Origin of the sequence: Brachybacterium sacelli (assembly GCF_017876545.1) — a bacterium.
Taxonomy (GTDB): domain Bacteria; phylum Actinomycetota; class Actinomycetes; order Actinomycetales; family Dermabacteraceae; genus Brachybacterium; species Brachybacterium sacelli.
This window is the reverse complement of record NZ_JAGIOD010000001.1, coordinates 1,225,213-1,243,986: the sequence shown is the minus strand read 5'-3', so window position 1 is coordinate 1,243,986 and position 18,774 is coordinate 1,225,213. Positions and strand designations below refer to the sequence as shown.

The following is an 18,774-nucleotide window of genomic DNA, read 5'->3' as shown; positions in this document are numbered from 1 at the left end:
ATTGTCGGTGCCTCAGGGCTCGTCGGGCCGACGGATGTGCACGTCGAGGCCGCTCTCCCCGGGCCGGACGTGATCGGCCAGCTCCCATTCCTCGGTGTACTCGCCGGTGAACTGCGGCCGGTAGGCGATGGGCGGTTCGGCGTAGAGCCCGTCCAGCCTGCGACGCAGCCGCTCGGCCACCTCGGGCACGTCATCGCCCCTGAGGTGATCGGCGCCGGGGACGGCGAACGGGGCCAGCACGTCCAACCCCGTGTAGGCGAGGGTCCCGTGCAGCAGCCCGAACATGAGCTGGTGGAACTCGCCGCTCTTGCCGCGAGGTCCGATCGCTCCCGGGCGATCGCCGAGGGTGATCGCGGTAAGGGCGCGCACGCCGCGGAAGGGACCGTTCTCGAAGCGCAGACGCTCGCCGCTGACGGGGTCCGTGCCGAAGGCGAACCCGGAATGGAAGACCCGATCGAACCAGCCCTTCATGATGGCCGGCATCCCGTACCACCACAGCGGGAACTGCAGCACGAGCGCGTCGATGCCGCGCAGCTTCTCCTGCTCCTGGGCGATGTCCTCGGGCAGTCGCTGCTCGAGATAGGCGCGACGCACGGAGGAGACGGGATGGAACGGCTCGCCGTCCCGGGCGAACGGCTCCGGTGCGAGGACGGGATCCCAGCCCATGGCGTAGAGATCCGATTCGACCACCTCGACGCCGCGGGCTCGCAGGTGAGCGATGCCCTCCTCGCGCAGATGCACGGTCAGGGATTCCCGCGAGGGATGGGCGCTGACCCAGAGGACGCGGTGCGCGGTCGTGAGGTGACGTGCGGTCTTGTCCGGTTCGGTCATGTCTGGATCGGTCATGTCTCGTGCGGTCATGGCACGAGCGTGACGCGAGATCGTAGACTTGTGAAGTACTGACAATCCGGTCCGGTACGGCCATCCTCGGCCGTCAGCGGCCGTCCCGACCCAGGAGACGACGATGAGACCAGTCGTTCAGCAGGCTCGGCGCGTGTGCCCGGTGGAGGTCGCGGTAGCCGTGCTCGGCGGATCGTGGAAGCTCTCGATCGTGAACGCCCTCCTGGAGCACGGCACGCTGCGAACCTCCGCGCTGCGCCGGGAACTGACCGGTGTCAGCGAGCGCACGCTCACCCGGCAGCTGCGCGAACTCGAGATCGACGGGATCCTCGCCCGCACCGTCCACCCCGAGGTGCCACCGCGGGTCGAATACTCCGTGACCGAGCTCGGTCTCACCCTCGAGGACATCGTCGAGGCCATGAACACGTGGGGCCGGAGGATCGAGGAACGCCTCGAGTCCTGAACCCACCGACGAGCCCTCAGGAGGAGAGCTGGCCGCGGTACCGGTCGGCGAGAGCGGCCGGCCAGTCGGTGAAGGTGATCAGGGTGTCGTCGGCGTGGGTGAGCTGGTCGATCGAGCCCACCCGCGGCAGGTCGCGCAGTGCTCGATCCCCGATCGAGGCGACGCTCGCCTCGATGTACTCGGGAGTGTTCAGCACCGGGTACGGGCGCACGGCGTCGGCGATCCCCACCGCGAACGGCTCGATCCGCGGGCCGACGCGGTCCGTGATGCCGAGTTCGTCGTGCCGCTGCCCGAGGAGCAGGAGTGCCCGGTCCGTCGCCTCGTCGCCCGCGTCCAGGAGCGGGCCGAGGTCCCGGGCGGCGCCGAGGCTCTCGAAGGCGCGACCGAACCACTTCGCATAGGGCCGGTACTGGCGCTCCTGCAGGAACGCCATCTCCATCATCAGCTCAGTCAACCGCGCGGAGAGCAGACGCGTGCCACGGCGGTCGGAGGTCTCCCGGGTGCGGGCGAGCAGCGGGAGGACCTGGCCGATCAGATGCCACTGACAGGCGAGCATCCACCGCCAGACGTCGGTCGGGTACCAGGCGAGGCCCTCGCGCAGCCGCGTCACGTCCTGCAGGTCGTCATGGAACACCTCCCCGGCGATGAGCTGGCGCAGGTGCTGCTGAGGAATGGCGAGCCAGTCCGCGGGACCCGCCGGGGCGGGCGGGACCGCCGGCAGCCGGGTCGACATCCACAGGGCGAGCGTGGTGATCTCGAGGTGGTCGGTGACCCGGCCCGTGTCCAGGGAGAACCAGCTGGTCGGATGCCCCCGGTGCTGCGCGGGCAGGGATGCGCGGACCGCGCGGGCGACCCGGTCGACGTCGGGGACGTCGACGAACAGCTGCAGGCGCGGTCCCCATTCGTGATCGCGTGACCGCTCGTCGTCGAAGCCCTGCACCTCCGAACCCTCCCCGAGGAGACAGGCGGCATGGGGACGGTCGACCAGGGGAGCCACGATCTCCTCGTAGAGGCTCCGGGCCAGATCCAGTCCGGGGACGAAGTCAGCCATGCGGGCGAGCTTAAGCACGACGGCAGACCGGGGCACGGGAATATCGGACGTGCCGACGACCGCTGACATTTCTCATGGGCGACCGATGCCCCGGCGCCCTACTGGTCGGCGACGGATTCCGGGAGGATGGAGGCATCATCCACCGCACGCCCCTCCGATAGGCTCCCGACCAGGTCGTCCGCCGCGCCGGCCTCCGCGAGAGGACAGACGTGAACACCCCCACCGGTCGCCAATGGAGTGCCTTCTACCTCTACACGGCGTGGTCGCTCGTCGGTGTGCTGGTGGTCGTCCCGTTGGCCACGGCGATGTTCCTCGGCATACGGATCCCGGTCGTGCTCGCCGTCCACCCGTTCGCGACCACGGTGCTCGTCGCGCAGATCGCGATCGGAGCCTGGTCGGGCTCGCGGGCGCTCGCGACCTGGTCCGCGGCCGACTCCCCCATCGGTCGGGACCGCTGGGACCTGCCCCGGGTCGGCCGCCTGACGGCGGACGTATCCCTGCTGGTCACCGCCGCGGTCACGGGTGTGATCGCGGTGATGGTGCTGGTGACCGGTGCGGATCTCCGCCTGTTGCTCGTCTCGCTCGCGCTGCTGACCATCGTCGTCGTCATGCGGTGGCGGTGGGAGATCGGATGCCTCGGTGCTGTGCTCCTCGCGGCTCTCGTGCTGCTGCTGGAGCAGGAGGCACCTGCCGCGCTGGGCTGCGGGCTGCTCGTCGTGGCCGCCGTGCTCACGATCCGGCTCTCCCTGTGGCTGGCCGCGATGGTGCGCGAGCTCGATGAGGCCCGTGAGGCCCAGACCCAGCTCGCCGTCGCCGAGGAGCGTCTGCGTTTCGCCCGCGACCTGCACGATGTCACCGGACGAGATCTCTCGGTGATCGCCGTGAAGTCCGAGCTGGTGGCGCAGCTGGCCGAGCGGGAGGACCCCCGCGCCGCCGAGCACGGCCGCGAAGCCGCCCAGATCGCCCGCGCCTCCCTCGCCGAGATCCGCGCTCTGGTGCGCGGGTACCGGGAGGCGGACCTCGCCACCGAGCTGCGCGGCACCGCGTCCCTGCTGCGCTCCGCGCACGTGCGGGTCACGGTCGACGGGGACGCCGAGGACGTCCCGCCCGCACTGGCGGACACCGCCGCCTGGGTGCTGCGCGAGGGCGGCACCAACATCCTGCGCCATGCCGACGCCACCGCCGTCACCATCGCCCTGGACACGCACGGCATCACCCTGGTCAACGACGGAGCCCACGGCACCGGGTCCGTGCACGAGGGCAGCGGCCTGACCGGAATGCGCGAACGCCTCCATGCCGCCTCCGCCCTGACCGTCCGCCGCGAGGACGACACCTTCACGCTCGACGTCCGCTTCGACACCACCGGAGGTCCCCGATGACCGAGAGTCCCGCTCCACTGCGCGTGATCCTCGTCGACGACGAGAACCTGATCCGCTCCGCACTGGCCACGATGCTCTCCCTCGAGGACGACCTCGACGTCCGCGGGGAGGCCGCGACGGTCGCGGCCGGGATCGCCCTGGCGCGCGGCGAACAGCCCGACGTGGCGGTGGTGGACCTGCAACTGCCCGACGGCGACGGCCTCGAGATCTGCACCCGCCTCGCCGAGGTCTCCCCCGCCACTCGCTGCCTGATCCTCACCTCGCACGCTCGCCCCGGCTACCTCAAGCGGGCCCTGGCCCAGGGCGTGCTCGGCTTCCTGCCCAAGACCACCTCGGCCGATCAGCTCGCCCGCGCGGTGCGCTCGGTGGCCACCGGGCGCCGGGTGATCGACCCGGAGCTCGCCGCGGAGACCATCTCCTCGGGGGACTCCCCACTGACCCCACGGGAGGCCGACGTCCTCGAGTACGCGGCCGACGGCGCCGCCGTGGAGCAGATCGCGCGCCGCGCGCACCTGGCCGAGGGCACGGTGCGCAACTATCTCTCCAGCGCACAGGCGAAGCTGCAGGCGGGGAACCGTCACGAGGCGGTAGCGCTCGCACGCCGGCAGGGCTGGATCTGACTCAGCCGGCAGCTCCCTCGGCGAAGCTCGCCGCGACCACGGTGGCGACGTCGATCGGCTCCGTGTAGGTGATCTGGCCCGCCTCGATCCACGCCGACTGCATGGCCGCGAGCTGCTCGGGCTGCGGCGCGAGGTCGGGCAGGTAGGAATACATCGGTGACGCTTTCAGCACCTCGATCTCCTGCCCCAAGGTGTCGGCGAGGATCTGGTAGACCTCGTCGGTCTGCTTCCCGTCGGCAGCGAGCTCCTTCGCCCCCTTGGCGAGCGCGGTAAAGAAGGGCTGGGCGAGGTCGGCGGCCAGGAAGGTCTCGGAGTACAGCACCCCGGTGCCGGTGGTTCCCTCCTTCGGCACCGCGAGCGGGGAGGCGACGCCGGCCTCCTCCATGGCCGTGGAGAACGGGGCCGACGGGGTGGCGGCCTCGACGGAGCCGTTGGTGAGCGCGGGCTCCTGGTCGGGGGTGGAGAGGTTGGAGACCTCGACGTCGTTCAGTGTCAGTCCGCCCTCCTCGAGCATCGCCGCGAGCAGGTAGCCGCCGGTGGCGCCCGGGCCTCCCGCCACAGCGACCTTGCGACCTTCGAGGTCGGCGACCGAGGTGACCGCGCCGTCGTCGATCAGCTCCTGGCTCACCTCGAGCGCGGTGGGCGATTTCTCGGGGTCGCCCGGGGAGATCCCCATGGAGCCGACGACCTTGAAGGTGAGCCCCTGGTCGAGGGCGTTGAACATGCCGGCGCTGAACCCGGCGGCCATCACGTCGAGCTGGTCGTTGGACAGCATCGGGATGCCGTCCTGACCGGATTTCAACGGCGTGAGCTCGAGGGTGATGCCCTCGTCCTCGAAGTAGCCCATCGCGTCGGCGACATACACCGGCGCGAACAGGGAGGACGGCACGTGACCGACGCGGACGGTGCCGTCGCCGGAGCCCGATCTGGTGTCGGACTCCTCGCCGGTGATGGCCGGGCCGCAGGAGGCCAGCACTCCCCCGACGGCGGAGGCGGAGGCGAGGGACAGGAGGGTGCGTCGTCGCATGAGGGGTTCCTAGGACGGAGGGATGGCGGTGGCGGGTTCAGCTGCTGCGGCGCCAGGGCAGCAGCAGCTTCTCCGATCGGCTGAGCAGGGTGGTCAGGACCGCGCCGATGATGCCGATCACCAGCAGGCCCACGTACAGCTTCTCCGGGATGAACAACTGCCAGGAGTTCCAGATCAGATAGCCGAGTCCGGTGGTGGAGGCACCGGTGAACTCGACGGCGGTGACCACGACGACCGCGGTGCCGGTGGCGGTCCTCAGCCCGGAGAACACGAAGGGCATCGCCCCGGGGAGCACCACGAAGCGGAAGCGGGCGAACCCGGTGGCGCCGTAGGCCGACCCGGCCTCGAGCAGCTTCCGATCGATCGCCCAGACGCCCGAGACCGTGTTGATCTGCATGATGAAGAACGTCGTGATGAACACGGCGATGATCTTGGGCAGCTCGGTGGGCCCGAAGATCATCAGCAGGATCGGGAAGATCGCGATCTTGGGCAGCGGGTACAGCGCCGAAAACAGCGGGCCCAGCGCAGCGTTCAGTGCGCGGGAGGATCCCATCAGCAGACCGACCACGATGCCGACGATCGCGCCGAGACCGCCCCCGACCACCAGGCGCATGAGGGTGGGGCCGGTGTGCTTCCACAGCTCGCCGCTGCGGATCATCTCCGCGCCCGCGGCGAGGATTCGGGTCGGCGGCGGGAAGAACCGCGGGTCAATGATCAGGGCCCTGGCGCACACCTCCCACAGCACGATCAGCACGATCGGGGCGGCGATCGAGAGTGCGAGGTCACGGGAGCGCAGGCGCTTCTCCTGAGCCCGATGGGCCCGGGCCGCCTCGAGCGTGCGCTGCTCGCGGTCGGCCGGACGGGACGCGGCGGCGGCGGAACTCATGCGGACTCCTCGGCGGTGCGGACGTCGTCCCGGAGCAGGTTCCAGATCCGCGAGCGCAGCTCGCCGAACTCGCGGGTGCGCTCGATGTCGACGCAACGGGGTCGTTCGAAGGGGACGGTGATGTCCTCGCGCAGGGTGCCAGGTCGTCCGGACATGACGATGATGCGGTCGCCCAGGATGATCGCCTCGTCGATGTCGTGCGTGACCATCAGGACGGTCTTGCGCTCCTGCTCCCACAGGGCGACGAGCTCCTCCTGCATGAGCATGCGGGTCTGGGCGTCGAGGGCGCCGAGCGGCTCGTCCATGAGCAGCACCGGCGAGCCGGTGGCGAAGGCGCGGGCGATCGCGACGCGCTGGCGCATGCCGCCGGAGAGCTGATGCGGGTAGGAGCCGGCGAAGCTCTCCAAGCGCACCCGCTGCAGCCAGTCACGAGCGACGTCCTCTCGCTCCCGTGCTCCCACCCCGGTCATCCGCAGGCCGAAGGCGACGTTGTCCAGCACGGTCATCCAGGGGAAGACGCCATGCTCCTGGAACACGAATGCCGCGGGCACGGGATGCTCGGCGCCGCTCGTGGCGACCTCGCCGACGGTGCGCTCCTCGAGTCCGCCGAGGATGCGCAAGAAGGTCGACTTGCCGCAGCCCGAGGGGCCGACGATGCAGGTGAAGGATCCGGGTTCGAGGGTCAGCGAGAAGTCCTCGAGGGCCCAGACGGGCTCGGCGCCGGAGAAGAAGACCTTCGAGACGTCCTGTGCGACGACGGTCGCCTGGTCGGCTGATTGCATGGGCACTCCTCCACCGTCCAGCGGCGGAGTCGACGGCAGGCGGTGCGGCACTCGGGACGGGTGGGAACGGGACGGCACCACTGTAGGCAAACGGCGACAGATCATCCCGTGCTTCCCACGACACGGACTCCCCATCGGCCGCACGCCACCTCATTTCCTTTAATGCTGAACTATATCTAGGATGGCAAGGACATCCCGGGGCGAGGACGCCCCCGAGGAAGAGAAGGAGTTCCCATGAAGGCATGGCAGTTCGAAGGCACGGGCAAGCCCCTCGCACTCCACGAGGTGGAGGAGCCGACGGCAGGACCGGGCGAGGTCATCGTCGAGGTCAAGGCGACCGGCGTCTGCCACTCCGACGTCTCGACCCTGGACGATCCCGGTTGGATGACGCTCTTCCGGAAGGGCCTCCCCCGCACCATGGGCCACGAGTCCGCGGGCGTCATCACCGAGGTCGGCGAGGGCATGGAGGCGTGGAACGTCGGCGACCGCGTCGGCCTCTCACCCCTGACCGAGGAAGGTGACGCGCTCGGCTACGGCGCCTGGGACGGCGGCTTCCAGCAGAAGATCCGGGCCACCGAGTTCAACCTGGTCGCCCTGCCCGACGAGGTCCCCTTCGACCTCGGCGCCATGGCGACCGACGCCGGTTTGACCGCCTATCACGCCATGGTCGCAGTGGGCGGCGCGAAGGCCGGCATGAAGATCGGGGTCATCGGCCTCGGCGGCCTCGGGTACATCGGCGCCCGCGTGGCCTCGCTCCTGGGAGCAGAGGTGTACGGCGCCGAGGTCACTCCGAAGACCCGCGAGCTGAAGGACGAGATCGGACTGGTCGAGGTCGCCGAAAGCATCACCGCCTTCCGGGACGAGCGCCTCGAGCTCATCGTCGACTACGCGGGCTTCGGCACCACGACCTCTGAGGCGATCGAGACCCTCGCCGAGTTCGGCACCCTGGTCCAGGTCGGCATGGGCCGTCTCGAGTCGACCATCAACACCTACCCCCTGATCACCGAGCAGCTCCGGATCAAGGGCTCGAAGTCCGGCACGCGCGAGGACTTCGCGGGCGTCTACGAGCTCATGAAGGACGGTTCGCTGACCCCGCCGATCAACCACATCACCCACGCCGACATCCCGGAGGCCATCGACAAGCTCCGCGAGGGCGGTGTCATCGGCCGGTTCATCGCGATGTACGCGGAGTGATCGACGACCTCATCGCCTCAGGTCCGTCGGGCCCGGAAGAACTCGCGCAGCAGATCTCCGCACGCCCGCTCGCGCACGCCCGTGATCAGGTCGACCCGGTGGTTCAGCCGCGGTTCGCGGACCAGGTCGAACAGGGACCCCGCGGCCCCGGCCTTGGGATCCGGGGCGCCGACGACCAGGCGCTGCACTCGGGCCAGGACGATCGCGCCGGCGCACATGGTGCAGGGCTCGAGGGTGACCGCGAGCGTGCAGCCGGTGAGGTTCCAGCGACCCGTCTCCCGGGCCGCCGCGCGCAGGGCGAGGATCTCGGCGTGGGCAGTGGGGTCCTCGTCGGCCTCCCGGCGGTTCCCGGCGGTGGCGAGCACCTGCCCGTCGGGGCCGACGACGACCGCGCCGATGGGCACGTCCGCCGGCTCTCGGGCGCCAGCCGCCCGCGCCTCGTCGATCGCCAGGCCCATCAGCTCGTCATCGGTCATGGGGCCATTGTCGCCCGCCGCCAGGTCACCTCATGCGCGCTCGCCCACCAGGGCGTAGCGAGCTTCGAGGAAGGCCTCATTGCGCCCGTACTCCCGCAGCTCCAGATCGAAGCGGCCGCCGAGCAGGGGCCGCCCGGCACCGAGCGTCACCGGGGCGATCGAGACCATGACCTCGTCGAGCAGGCCGGCGCGGGCGAACTGGGCGACGAGGTCCCCGCCGCCGACGATCCATACGGCACCGTCCCCGGCCGCGGCTTCGAGGGCGGGGCGATGCTCCTCGGGGGTGCCGGAGAGGATCGTGACGTCCTCGGTGACGGGCTGGAGGTCGCGGTGGGAGAACACGAAGGTCGGTCTGTCGTAGGGCCATGCACTCCCTCCTTCCCCGGAACCGCCCTCGTGGCGGAGGACCCACTCGTAGGTCGTGCTGCCCATGACCAGGGCGCCGACCTCTGCGTAGAAAGTGTCGTAGTCCAGCAGGCTGCCCTCGCCGAGCGGCTGGGACAGCAGCCAGTCGAGGCTGTCGTTCTCGTCGGCGATGAACCCGTCGAGCGTGGTCGCGGTGTAGTAGAGGTACGTGGGGCGGGTCATCGTGCTCATTCTCCGATCTTCCTGCGGTGCCACAGGATGGGGTCAGGGTCGAGGTGTCGGGCATCGAGGGTCAGGCCGGCGTCGGCGAGCATCCAGCGCAGGAGCTGGCGACGGTGGGTCGAGAACGTCAGCTCGTGGGCGACGATCTGGGAGAGCAGGAACGACTCGGGCGGATCGCAGAGCGCGTCGATGATCGAGTCCTGCCAGGCTCCGCGGCGTTCCACGTCCCGCACCATCGCCAGCCAGCGCGGGGAGGTCCGATGGTGCCGGGCGAGGAGCTCGGGGACGTCGTCGGCGCCGCCGAGGTCCGGGGCACTCTCCCCCGCGATCGATGCGAGCCACGGCTCCTTGCTGACCACGAGGTGATGCACCACCTGCGCGATCGACTCGTCGGCACCGTCCCACTCCCGCAGGAGGCTGCCGGGCAGCCGCACCGCGCGGTAGACGTGCTCCGGGAGGTCCCGCGCCAGCTCGAGCAGGGCGTCGATGTCGTCCAGATCGTGCTCGACCAGGAGGGCCAGCACGTCGCCCGAGGACTGCTCGCGGATCCGGCCCGCCTCGACGTACAGCACCGTCGGGGAATGGAAGTGGATGCCGTTGGGTGAGGGCAGCCAGTGCCCGCGCTCCGCACGCGGCGGCAGGTCCGAAGGGGCGCAGCCGTAGGCACGGCGGAACGCCCGGGAGAAGCCCTCGACGGAGTCGTAGCCGGCGGCGAAGGCCGCCTCCGTGACGGGGACGCCGCCCTGCAGGGTCCATGCGGCCTGCTCGAGGACCACGCGCCGACGGATCGCCGCCGGCGTCTCCCCCGCGCGGGACCGCACCGTGCGATGAAAGTGGAACGGCGAGAGATGCGCCCCGGCGGCCATCTGGTCGAGGGAGGTGTTGCGGTCGTCGAGCACCGCGTCCAGGAGGCGCCGCATCGGGTCCGTCGAGCTCATGGATCCAGTATCCGCGGGCGACGGCCCTCGCCGCTTGACCGGACTTGCGCACTCTCGCCGGCGGCGTGAGAACCCCCTCGCCGGGGGACGGCTCGCCCGGGGCACGACGCGTCGGCCCGGGTGCTCCGGTAGATTCTCCCCCATGCGCGTCCTGGAGATCGATCACCCTCTCGTTGCCCACAAGCTGTCGGTGCTGCGCAATCGCGCCACCCATTCCTCGGTGTTCCGCCAGCTCGCCGACGAGCTGGTGACCCTGCTGGCGTACGAGGCGACTCGCAACGTCGCCGTCGCTCCGGTGGAGATCGAGACCCCGGTGACCACGGTGACCGGCACCCGCCTGACCAACCCCAAGCCGATGGTGGTGCCGATCCTGCGGGCCGGGCTCGGCATGCTCGACGGTCTCACCCGGCTGCTGCCGACCGCGGAGGTCGGCTTCCTGGGCATGGTCCGCAACGACGAGACCCTCGAGGTCACCACCTACGCGAACCGCCTGCCGGAGGACCTCTCGGACCGCCAGTGCTTCGTGCTGGACCCGATGCTCGCCACCGGTCACACGCTCATCGCGGCCTGCGAGTACATCCACGAGCGCGGGGCTCGGGACATCACCTGCGTGACCCTGCTGGCCGCCCCGGAAGGTCTGAAGGCCATGGAGGAGCAGATCGACCCGGCGATCGACCTGACCATCGTCACCGCAGCGGTCGACGAGAAGCTCGACGACAACGGCTACATCGTGCCCGGCCTGGGGGATGCGGGCGACCGCCTCTTCGGGGTCGTCGACTGATCGACGCGCTGCGAGGCACGAGCGGCAGGAGATCAGCCAGGCAGCACAGACTGATCGACACCCGGAGCAACGAGCGGGTGAAGACTGAGCGCGACGCCGCCCTCGCCGCGACGGCAGCCCCGCTCTCGCCGCCGTCGTGGTCCACCGCACACCACCACCAGGGGGACGCGGCCCCGGACGACATGACGCTCACGGCACGCGAGGAGGCCGCCGGGCTCGCCCTGCCCGAGCGGTCATAGGCCCTGGTCACCGCCGAGCAGCGCCGCCTCGACGTGGCGGAGCCCGAAGCGCGGGTCGGACAGCACAGTCGCCATGAGGACTCGCTGCTCGTGCTGCGCCGTATCGGAATGTGAACACCTTCTTGCCCCTCGGGACCGAACCCGGCATGCTCTGGGGCATGACGTCGATCGCCACGCGCTGCGAGACCACCCGCCGGGTGGTCCGCTCCGCGATGCGCCCGATGATGTCCATGATGATGATGCCGATGATGCATCGTCAGCCGAGCCTCTGAGCGCTCCAGACACCTCCGGGGTCGGCTGACAGGAGCCGGCCGGAAGGCGCGGGCTCCAGGTGCTACCGGGAGCACACCCCTGAACGATCCGCCATCTGGCGTCGATCCCAGGGATCCCGGGCCCACCAGCCGCCGCGCACCTCGCGCCGCCCCTCGGAGAACTTCCATCATGACCATCGCCCTGGATCGTCCCACCACCTCTGACCACACCACCCCGGCCCGAAACCTGTACCGCGTCGGCGGTACCGCCCCGCGTCCCCAGGCCACGGAGGAGGGTGTCACCGTCACGGTGTCCGTCACCCTCCCCGCCGGCACCGGTGACGTCGAGGCCGCCCTGATCGCCGACGACCTGCGCACCCATGCACAGCGCCTGACGGCGACCCGCGACGGCCGCACCACGGTCGGGGTCTCGAACCCCAATACCTTCGCCGCCACCGGCTCCTCGCGCTCGAGCGCCCGCACGCTGCCCCCGCGCGGCCAGGGATCGGTGGCGGTGAGCCCGCTGCGCCCCCGCCGTCCCGGGGTCGTCTCGCCGAACTCTCCGGCCCGCAAGGATGCCGAGACCGCTCGGCGGCGGGCCCTGCGGGCCACCGCCGTCAGCCCGGCCAGCCCGTCGGTCGCTGTCGAGGACAGCCTGGTGATCGATCTGTTCGGTCGCCGCGTGCGGATCGACGGGCACGACGTGGACCTGACCTACAAGGAGTTCGAGCTGCTCGCCGAGCTGTCCCGCAACGCGCGCCGCACCATCTCCCGCGAGGAGCTCATGGAGTCGGTGTGGGCGGAGGCGCCGTCCGACACCGGTGAGCGCACGGTCGACGTCCACGTGCGTCGCGTGCGCACCAAGCTCGGCCGCTACCGCCGGCTGATCTCCACCGTCCGCGGGGCCGGTTACCGCCTGGACCCGGGCAGCGACGTCGCGATCCTCAGCTCCTGACAAGGGAGCCCCACGGTGCGCCCTGCTTCGTCGGCAGGGCGCACCGATGTTGCAGGACTGCCACGAAAAAGGACGAGCGGCCCGGAGCACTCAACCGACATCGTCGGGGGCTCACGGACCGCTCGTCAGGCCTGTCGTCCGTCAGGGGTGGGTGCGGGCGAACAGGCTGGACGGGCTGCCATAGGTGGGGGAACCTGGCGTAGTGCCCGTCCGGCCGCTCCCCATGAGGGGGGTCTTGAGGAGCGACACATCTCTTAAGTTTTCAACGTACTCATCGTTCAGCCGGGACTCTACCAGCCCGATCCGAGGACGACGCCCCCGATCGTCGAACGCCGTCCCCGCCGTGGGCCCCTCTCGACCTCTCGGGCCGGGAGCTACCCGTCGCGACGACGCGTTCCCTCTGAGTCTAGGCCCTCTCCGCTCACATGTAAACGCGGCGGGGCCCCGTGTTTTCGCAGGTGACATGCAGGAAAGATGAAGCCGCGCACAAGTGCCACCGAGCCTCAGCCTCCGTCATGGAAGGACAAAAACCGAAGGCGGCGGGCCGGATCGCCCGGCGCTCCCCGGTCACCTCGACCCTCTGTGCGGCCTTCCCGGCAACCAGCGCGAACTCAGGATCGGGGCCTGCATTCACCCGCGCCCCAGAGAAAATGTGAGGACCGTCGCATCGTCATGCGGCTTTCGGGGCCGGCGATCCACCTCCAGCGCGTCCTCTGCTCGACGCAGCCGACGCACCACGCCTCGGGGGTCGGTCTCCAGCGCCCGTGCGAGCGTCACGTCGTCGTACAGTCCGAGCAGATCGACCGCCCGGGTGATGCCGTCGGACACCAGATGCGCGGAGGCCAGGGAGGACAGCGGGGTGCGCCCGACGAGTGCCTGGGCGGCGGCCTCCTCCTCGTGCCGGGCCACCCAGAATCCTCCCGGGGCGTTGCGCCGGGCCTCGATCGACTCGGCGGTGGTCTCGGTGCGGACCACCTCGTCGATCCGCAGGTCGCTGATCCGCTCGGCCCTGCCGTCGCGGTGGCGCAGCAGCAACGCGGAGTCGCACAGCACCAGGTGCTCGAGATGGTCCTCGCGCCGCCGTGCGGCGACCACGGTGGCCGAGGGGCTGCCGGCGGCGAGGTCGCAGTCGCCCACGTGGAGCGCACGGACCGCGGCGATCGCCCCGGCGAGCGCCTCCCGCAGAGTGATGGCGGGATCCTGGGCCCGGGTGAGCAGGTGCGCGGCGAGGGTGTGGGAGAACCAGGCGACGTTGTGGCGGCAGCCTGCGCGGAATCGTTGCGGGACCCCGGCCCCGTCGAGCAGCACCGCCACATCGCCGAGCATCCCGGCTGCGTCCTCGTTCGCCGCGGCGCCGGCAGGGTCGGAGAACAGGAGGGTGGGCACAGCGCCACTGTAGGCACGAACCGCGGGCGCGGACGTCGGACGCACGAGGGCGATGCGCCCGTAGAGTGGGCGCGAACCATGTTGTCCGACCTCCTGGGGCACGGACGCAGTCCAGGATCTGAAGGGGAAGCATCAATGATCGCGCAGGCGCGGATCACCTCCGACACCACTGCCACCGTGCATCTCGCCGACGACACCGTGGAGGTCACCGGTGCCGACCTGCCGGAGATCAGGGATCGGGTCAAGCAGGTCTTCATCACGGCGGCCCGCACCGGGGAGGATGCGGTCGATGTCGTGATCGTCGAACCAGATGTGCGTCATCACCTGCGGGTCGAGCCGACCGGGCGGATCGCCGGCCGCGAGGCCGATGACCGCCCGCCGTACGGTCCGGCGATCGACGACCCGCTGATCGCGCCGCCCGGCGCGGGCCTGCCCACCGACGACACGGTCGACCTCAGCTCGATCGATCCCGAGGCGCTGACCACTGCGGGCTCGGGGACGACCACCGGGGAGCATGCCGCGGTGCTCGAGGACGAGACGGGCGAGCTGTCGGCAGCGCACTCCCATCGCGCCGGTCGTCGCCGCGCCGCCGCGATGCCTCCCTCGACCGCTCCGGAGGGCACCGGGTCCTCCGCCTCGGCGCAGTCCGCACCGTCGGTCCCCTCGCCCTCGTCGGCATCGTCCCCATCTTCTGCATCGTCTGCATCGTCTGCATCGTCTGCATCGTCTGCATCGTCTGCATCGTCCGGCCCGCCGGCCACCCTGACACCGGTGCCCTCGCCCGTGGCGCCGGCCGACAAGCGTCCGCTGACGGCGCGCAGCACCGCTGCCGAGGACCCCCGCCCCACCCTGCAGGACCTGCAGAGCGAGACCGCCAAGCCCGAGAAGGTGAAGCCCACCCGGGGATTCCCGGGTTTCGTCACCCGCCTGACCGGTGGGGCCATCGCCCTGCGCCCCAATGCGCGCGAGCGCCGCGAGACCGAGCGGCTCGAGCGCATCCGTCGGCCGCTCGAGGGCCCGCGCAACATCGCGGTGGTGAACCTCAAGGGCGGCGCCCACAAGACGACCGCCTCGCTGATGATCGCCGCGACTCTCGGCGTGACCCGCGGCGGCAACGTGCTGGCCTGGGACAACAACGAGACCCGCGGGACCCTGGGCTGGCGCGGCGTCCCGTCGGACCACCACCGCACCGCGGTCGACCTGCTGCACGACATCGACCACCTGCGTGCTCCCGAGGCGACCAACGCGGACCTCGACCCCTACGTGCGCCCCCAGGGCGACATGCGCTTCGACATCCTCGCCTCCGACGAGGACCCGGGCTCGGCCGCCTCGATCGACGGCCAGGCGTTCGGCGAGCTCAACGACGCCCTGTCGCGGTTCTACCGGATCAAGGTCATCGACACCGGCAACAACGTGCGCGCCTCGAACTGGCTGGCAGCGGTGAAGGACGCCGATCAGCTGGTGATCGTCTCCACCGTCCGGGAGGACACCTTCAACGCGGCCGCGTGGATGATCGACGAGCTGCGCGCGACGGGTCTGGCCGAGCAGGTGGACCACGCGGTGACCATCCTGTCGCACTCCTCGAAGGGGAAGTTCGATCCGACCCTGCGCAGCCGGCTGCTCGCCCACTTCGGCGCCCACACCCGGGTGGTCGCCGAAGTGCCCTACGAGCAGCAGTTCGTCGACGGCTCCCATCTGGAGTGGTCGCGGATCGCGCCGAACACCAAGGAAGCCTGGCTCGACGCGACGTCGCTGATCATCGACGGACTCTGAGCCCGGCGGCGGAGCGCGGCGAAGCACTGTCCACAGCCCCGGGCCCGCCCGCGCGGACGTCGGGCCCGGGGCCTAGGCTGGAGCCCATGCCCACCCGTCGCCTGAGCCTCGTCGTCGACGACGACCTGGGGCCCGCGCTGTGGGTGCGCGAGCAGACCGGGCCAGGGCGCTCCAAGGCTCTCGAGGACCTCACCGAACTGCGCCGCGAGGCACCCGCCGGCCTCGCCGAGGCGCTGGCCGACGCCCCGGACCAGCTGCGTCATCGCATCCGGGTCCCCGGCCGCGACGGCGACCGCCGCGTACCCGCCCTGCCGCTGGCCGGCACGTCCCTGACCTCTCTGGTCGGTGCCGCCACCGCCCTGCTCGAGACTCGTTTCGGCGAGAACTTCGCGGAGAATGTCTCCGCGCTGCTGGCCGAGGGCGCGGCCGCGCGGCTCGACGGGGACCTCGTGGCGATGCCGGACCTCATCACCGCGATCGTGCTCGACGTGCGCGCCCGGGACCTGGTCGACAGGCGCGCGATGCGGGTGCGGGCGACGGAGCGCTTCGGGCGCTCCGTGCTGCAGTGGCGGGCCCCGGAGCAGGACGCCCCCCTGATGCTGCACGCGCTGGTCGACGGCCGGTCCCGGGCCGCCTTCGCCGCGCATCTGCGCTCCGCGGAGGCCCCCGGAACGGACCGCTACGGGGTGCTGTGGGCGCTCGCGGACGACGGGGAGCTGCGCGCCGACCTGCCCGCCCAGCGCCGGATCACCGCCGCCTTCGACGCCTTCGTCGACTCCGGCCGTCCCGGGGTGAAGCTCCGCTCCACCGACAGCGAGCTGGTGGTGCGCCTGTTCCAGCCGCCGGTGGGCACCGCCTGGCCGCTGCAGACCTGCCTGCGCGAGACCGACGGCACCGTCCATCCCGTCGCGGACCTGCGGGCGGTCGGCGACCTCACGACCGCAGGCGCCGCCGAGGCCTCCGCGGCGGTGATGCGACGGGCTCCGACCGTGCGCGGCGCCGCGGTCGACGAGACCGGCGTGGACTGGCTGCTGACCACCGCGGAGGCGGGCGAGTTCCTCTCCCGCGACACCCCTGCCCTGGAGGAGGCGGGGGTGACCGTGCTGCTGCCGCGCGACTGGACCAAGCAGCGCACCACGCTGCGCCCCCAGGAGGCCGAGGAGGACGCCGAGGGCGAGAAGAAGGCCTCCGGGGTGGGGCTGGGGTCGATGGCCTCGTTCCGCTGGCGGGTGGCGGTGGGCGAGACCGAGCTGACCGAGGCGGAGATGGAGGAGATCCGTGAGGCGCAGAGCGAGCTGGTGCTGCTGCGCGGCCAGTGGGTACGGCTGGACGCCACCACGCTGCGCGCCGCCGAGCGCTTCCTCGACGCCTTTGCCGCTCGCACCCGCGATCAGCGGCTGCGCACCGGGGACGACGGAGCCGAGCGTCCCGCACCGGCCGCCCGCTCCGGGACCGCCTCGACCCCGGCGGCCCCGGAGCTGCCGCCCGCGCCGGTCGAGGTCTCCGGACAGGCACCCTGGATCGAGATCTTCTCCCTGGCCCTGTCCCCCGAGGCGCGCGACGTCGACTTCGGGCTCGGCGCCCTCTACGCCGGTGGGCACAACGGCCTGGCGCGGCTGATGCCCGGCGGCAGCGGCGCCCGCCCCTACCCGCAGCCGCGCTCCCTGGAGGCGTCGCTGCGGCCCTACCAGCTCGACGGCCTGAACTGGCTGTGGGCGCTGGACCAGCAGGGCCTGGGCGGGATCCTCGCCGACGACATGGGGCTCGGCAAGACGATGCAGGTCCTCGCCCTGCTGTGCCGGGAGCGCGAGGGCACCGACCCCGCCGCGGACGGGACGCCTCGCATCGGCCCCACGTTGCTGGTCTGCCCCATGTCCGTCGTCGGCGCCTGGCAGCGGGAGGCGGCGACCTTCGCCCCGCATCTGGCCGTGCACGTCCACCACGGCGGCACCCGTCTGCGGGACGAGTCCTTCGTGGCCGGCGCCGCGGACCTCGACCTGGTGATCACCACGTACTCGCTGCTGGCGCGCGACCTCCCGGTGCTCACGGCCGTGGCCTGGCACCGGATCGTGCTGGACGAGGCGCAGCACGTGAAGACACCCGGCGCGCAGGTCACCCGGGCCGCCCGCAGCCTCACCGCCCCGCGCCGGCTCGCCCTGACCGGTACCCCGGTCGAGAACAAGCTCGGCGACCTGCACTCCCTCATGGAGGTCGCGAACCCCGGCCTGCTGGGCAGCGCGAGCAGCTTCAGCGACCGGATCGCGACCCCGATCGAGGAGGAGGGCGACTCCTCGGCGCTGAGCCGGCTCAAGCTGGTGACCGCGCCGTTCATCCTGCGCCGCGTGAAGACGGACCGCGCGATCATCAAGGACCTGCCGGACAAGATCGAGCTCTCCCGGGTGGTGAACCTGACCCCGGAGCAGGCGGGCCTCTACCAGGCGTTGGTGGACGAGCTGATGGTCCAGCTCGACGGGGCCGACCAGACGTCCCGTCGGACCCTGGTGGTCTCGACGATCACCCGCCTCAAGCAGGTCTGCAACCACCCCGCCCACTATCTCGGGGACGGCTCACCGCTGGTGCGGGACGGCCAGCACCGCTCCGGGAAGCTCGAGCTGGTCGACGACGTGCTGGAGACGGCCTTCGCCGAGGGCGAGAAGGCCATCGCCTTCACCCAGTTCACCACCTTCGGCCACCTGCTGGTGCCGTACTGGCAGGAGCGCTTCGCGCAGCTCGGGCTGGACGTGACCTTCCTCCACGGAGGGGTCTCCAAGCACGACCGCGACCAGATGGTCGCCGAGTTCCAGTCCCAGCGGGAGCGTCCCGGGCTGATGTTGCTGAGCCTGCGCGCCGGCGGCACCGGTCTCACCCTCACCGCCGCCAACCACGTCGTGCACCTGGACCGCTGGTGGAACCCGGCGGTGGAGAACCAGGCCACCGACCGTGCCTTCCGCATCGGGCAGCGGCGCGACGTGAGCGTGCACAAGCTGGTCAGCGCCGGCACAGTGGAGGAGAAGATCGACTCCCTGCTCGAGGACAAGCAGGCTCTCGCGGACCTGACGATCAGCCCCGGCGAGGACTGGCTGTCCGACCTCGACGACGACCGCCTGCTGAACCTGCTGAGCCTCGAGGAGGACGACGGATGAGG

Annotated in this window: 19 protein-coding genes; 10 read left to right on the top strand and 9 right to left on the bottom strand. The window is 71.1% G+C overall.

Annotated elements, in window-relative coordinates; translation table 11 throughout:
- Window positions 1–12: 12 nt before the first annotated feature.
- Window positions 13–861, bottom strand: a complete 849-nt coding sequence (locus JOF43_RS05460) for an NAD(P)H-dependent oxidoreductase (RefSeq protein ID WP_245354022.1) — start codon at window positions 859–861, stop codon at window positions 13–15.
- Between the two features lie 103 nt (window positions 862–964).
- Between JOF43_RS05460 and JOF43_RS05455 the strand changes: the two genes are divergently transcribed.
- A complete protein-coding gene (locus JOF43_RS05455; RefSeq protein WP_209900086.1) occupies window positions 965–1,303 on the top strand; it encodes a winged helix-turn-helix transcriptional regulator in 339 nt (112 codons plus the stop codon).
- A 16-nt stretch (window positions 1,304–1,319) separates the two neighbouring features.
- Here JOF43_RS05455 and JOF43_RS05450 read toward each other — a convergent pair whose 3' ends face one another.
- A complete protein-coding gene (locus JOF43_RS05450; RefSeq protein ID WP_209900084.1) occupies window positions 1,320–2,354 on the bottom strand; it encodes a DUF4037 domain-containing protein in 1,035 nt (344 codons plus the stop codon).
- Window positions 2,355–2,563: 209 nt separating this feature from the next.
- Here JOF43_RS05450 and JOF43_RS23135 point away from each other — a divergent pair, with 209 nt between their 5' ends.
- Window positions 2,564–3,733: a sensor histidine kinase gene (locus tag JOF43_RS23135; protein WP_209900082.1), complete on the top strand. Its 1,170-nt coding sequence runs from the start codon at window positions 2,564–2,566 to the stop codon at window positions 3,731–3,733.
- Window positions 3,730–4,353 carry a response regulator transcription factor gene (locus tag JOF43_RS05440; RefSeq protein ID WP_209900080.1) on the top strand — a complete coding sequence of 208 codons (624 nt, stop codon included), beginning with the start codon at window positions 3,730–3,732 and terminating at the stop codon, window positions 4,351–4,353. Before JOF43_RS23135 ends, JOF43_RS05440 begins: the two co-directional genes overlap by 4 nt.
- A gap of 1 nt (window position 4,354) precedes the next feature.
- On the opposite strand, the gene JOF43_RS05435 is transcribed toward JOF43_RS05440, so the two are convergent.
- From JOF43_RS05435 to JOF43_RS05425, 3 genes are read right to left on the bottom strand one after another with little or no spacing between them, the layout of a single operon-like run.
- On the bottom strand, window positions 4,355–5,380 hold the full coding sequence (locus JOF43_RS05435; protein ID WP_209900078.1) for an ABC transporter substrate-binding protein: 1,026 nt from the start codon (window positions 5,378–5,380) through the stop codon (window positions 4,355–4,357).
- A gap of 37 nt (window positions 5,381–5,417) precedes the next feature.
- Window positions 5,418–6,266: an ABC transporter permease gene (locus JOF43_RS05430; RefSeq protein WP_209900076.1), complete on the bottom strand. Its 849-nt coding sequence runs from the start codon at window positions 6,264–6,266 to the stop codon at window positions 5,418–5,420.
- A complete protein-coding gene (locus JOF43_RS05425) occupies window positions 6,263–7,048 on the bottom strand; it encodes an ABC transporter ATP-binding protein (RefSeq protein ID WP_209900074.1) in 786 nt (261 codons plus the stop codon). The genes JOF43_RS05430 and JOF43_RS05425 overlap by 4 nt, the downstream gene beginning before the upstream one ends.
- Before the next feature lie 234 nt (window positions 7,049–7,282).
- Here JOF43_RS05425 and JOF43_RS05420 point away from each other — a divergent pair, with 234 nt between their 5' ends.
- A complete protein-coding gene (locus JOF43_RS05420; protein ID WP_209900072.1) occupies window positions 7,283–8,242 on the top strand; it encodes a zinc-binding dehydrogenase in 960 nt (319 codons plus the stop codon).
- A 17-nt stretch (window positions 8,243–8,259) separates the two neighbouring features.
- Here the strand turns inward: JOF43_RS05420 and JOF43_RS05415 are convergent, their stop codons facing one another.
- From JOF43_RS05415 to JOF43_RS05405, 3 genes are read right to left on the bottom strand one after another with little or no spacing between them, the layout of a single operon-like run.
- The gene (locus JOF43_RS05415; protein WP_209900070.1) at window positions 8,260–8,718 is read right to left on the bottom strand and encodes a nucleoside deaminase; all 459 of its coding nucleotides are present in this window, start codon (window positions 8,716–8,718) and stop codon (window positions 8,260–8,262) included.
- Between the two features lie 30 nt (window positions 8,719–8,748).
- Entirely contained in the window at window positions 8,749–9,306 is a 558-nt protein-coding gene (locus tag JOF43_RS05410; RefSeq protein ID WP_209900068.1) for a dihydrofolate reductase family protein, read from the bottom strand.
- Between the two features lie 5 nt (window positions 9,307–9,311).
- On the bottom strand, window positions 9,312–10,244 hold the full coding sequence (locus JOF43_RS05405) for a helix-turn-helix domain-containing protein (RefSeq protein ID WP_209900066.1): 933 nt from the start codon (window positions 10,242–10,244) through the stop codon (window positions 9,312–9,314).
- A gap of 142 nt (window positions 10,245–10,386) precedes the next feature.
- Here JOF43_RS05405 and upp point away from each other — a divergent pair, with 142 nt between their 5' ends.
- The 4 genes from upp (at window position 10,387) to JOF43_RS05385 (ending at window position 12,470) form a co-directional block, all read left to right on the top strand.
- Window positions 10,387–11,025: a uracil phosphoribosyltransferase gene (upp, locus tag JOF43_RS05400; RefSeq protein WP_209900064.1), complete on the top strand. Its 639-nt coding sequence runs from the start codon at window positions 10,387–10,389 to the stop codon at window positions 11,023–11,025.
- Window positions 11,026–11,102: 77 nt separating this feature from the next.
- Complete coding sequence (locus tag JOF43_RS05395; RefSeq protein WP_209900063.1) at window positions 11,103–11,264, top strand: hypothetical protein; 162 nt, start codon at window positions 11,103–11,105, stop codon at window positions 11,262–11,264.
- Window positions 11,265–11,374: 110 nt separating this feature from the next.
- A complete protein-coding gene (locus tag JOF43_RS05390) occupies window positions 11,375–11,536 on the top strand; it encodes a hypothetical protein (RefSeq protein WP_209900061.1) in 162 nt (53 codons plus the stop codon).
- Window positions 11,537–11,705: 169 nt separating this feature from the next.
- On the top strand, window positions 11,706–12,470 hold the full coding sequence (locus tag JOF43_RS05385) for a winged helix-turn-helix domain-containing protein (RefSeq protein WP_209900059.1): 765 nt from the start codon (window positions 11,706–11,708) through the stop codon (window positions 12,468–12,470).
- Window positions 12,471–13,100: 630 nt separating this feature from the next.
- On the opposite strand, the gene JOF43_RS05380 is transcribed toward JOF43_RS05385, so the two are convergent.
- On the bottom strand, window positions 13,101–13,856 hold the full coding sequence (locus JOF43_RS05380) for a protein phosphatase 2C domain-containing protein (protein ID WP_209900058.1): 756 nt from the start codon (window positions 13,854–13,856) through the stop codon (window positions 13,101–13,103).
- 135 nt (window positions 13,857–13,991) lie between these two features.
- Here JOF43_RS05380 and JOF43_RS05375 point away from each other — a divergent pair, with 135 nt between their 5' ends.
- Together JOF43_RS05375 and JOF43_RS05370 are read left to right on the top strand one after the other, a co-directional pair.
- Window positions 13,992–15,629 (top strand): MinD/ParA family ATP-binding protein, encoded by a 1,638-nt coding sequence (locus tag JOF43_RS05375; protein WP_209900056.1) that lies wholly within the window; start codon window positions 13,992–13,994, stop codon window positions 15,627–15,629.
- An 86-nt stretch (window positions 15,630–15,715) separates the two neighbouring features.
- Complete coding sequence (locus JOF43_RS05370; protein WP_209900054.1) at window positions 15,716–18,772, top strand: DEAD/DEAH box helicase; 3,057 nt, start codon at window positions 15,716–15,718, stop codon at window positions 18,770–18,772.
- The last annotated feature ends 2 nt before the right edge of the window (window positions 18,773–18,774 follow it).

Bases quoted from the DNA above. Each gene is read 5' to 3' on its own strand.
- JOF43_RS05405 (WP_209900066.1), bottom strand. From the start codon at position 10,244: ATGAGCTCGACGGACCCGATGCGGCGCCTCCTGGACGCGGTGCTCGAC.
- JOF43_RS05370 (WP_209900054.1), top strand. From the start codon at position 15,716: ATGCCCACCCGTCGCCTGAGCCTCGTCGTCGACGACGACCTGGGGCCC.
- JOF43_RS05455 (WP_209900086.1), top strand. From the start codon at position 965: ATGAGACCAGTCGTTCAGCAGGCTCGGCGCGTGTGCCCGGTGGAGGTC.
- JOF43_RS05415 (WP_209900070.1), bottom strand. From the start codon at position 8,718: ATGACCGATGACGAGCTGATGGGCCTGGCGATCGACGAGGCGCGGGCG.
- JOF43_RS05375 (WP_209900056.1), top strand. From the start codon at position 13,992: ATGATCGCGCAGGCGCGGATCACCTCCGACACCACTGCCACCGTGCAT.
- JOF43_RS05450 (WP_209900084.1), bottom strand. From the start codon at position 2,354: ATGGCTGACTTCGTCCCCGGACTGGATCTGGCCCGGAGCCTCTACGAG.
- JOF43_RS05430 (WP_209900076.1), bottom strand. From the start codon at position 6,266: ATGAGTTCCGCCGCCGCCGCGTCCCGTCCGGCCGACCGCGAGCAGCGC.
- JOF43_RS05410 (WP_209900068.1), bottom strand. From the start codon at position 9,306: ATGACCCGCCCCACGTACCTCTACTACACCGCGACCACGCTCGACGGG.
- JOF43_RS05435 (WP_209900078.1), bottom strand. From the start codon at position 5,380: ATGCGACGACGCACCCTCCTGTCCCTCGCCTCCGCCTCCGCCGTCGGG.
- JOF43_RS05385 (WP_209900059.1), top strand. From the start codon at position 11,706: ATGACCATCGCCCTGGATCGTCCCACCACCTCTGACCACACCACCCCG.
- JOF43_RS05440 (WP_209900080.1), top strand. From the start codon at position 3,730: ATGACCGAGAGTCCCGCTCCACTGCGCGTGATCCTCGTCGACGACGAG.
- upp (WP_209900064.1), top strand. From the start codon at position 10,387: ATGCGCGTCCTGGAGATCGATCACCCTCTCGTTGCCCACAAGCTGTCG.
- JOF43_RS05420 (WP_209900072.1), top strand. From the start codon at position 7,283: ATGAAGGCATGGCAGTTCGAAGGCACGGGCAAGCCCCTCGCACTCCAC.
- JOF43_RS05460 (WP_245354022.1), bottom strand. From the start codon at position 861: ATGACCGCACGAGACATGACCGATCCAGACATGACCGAACCGGACAAG.
- JOF43_RS05425 (WP_209900074.1), bottom strand. From the start codon at position 7,048: ATGCAATCAGCCGACCAGGCGACCGTCGTCGCACAGGACGTCTCGAAG.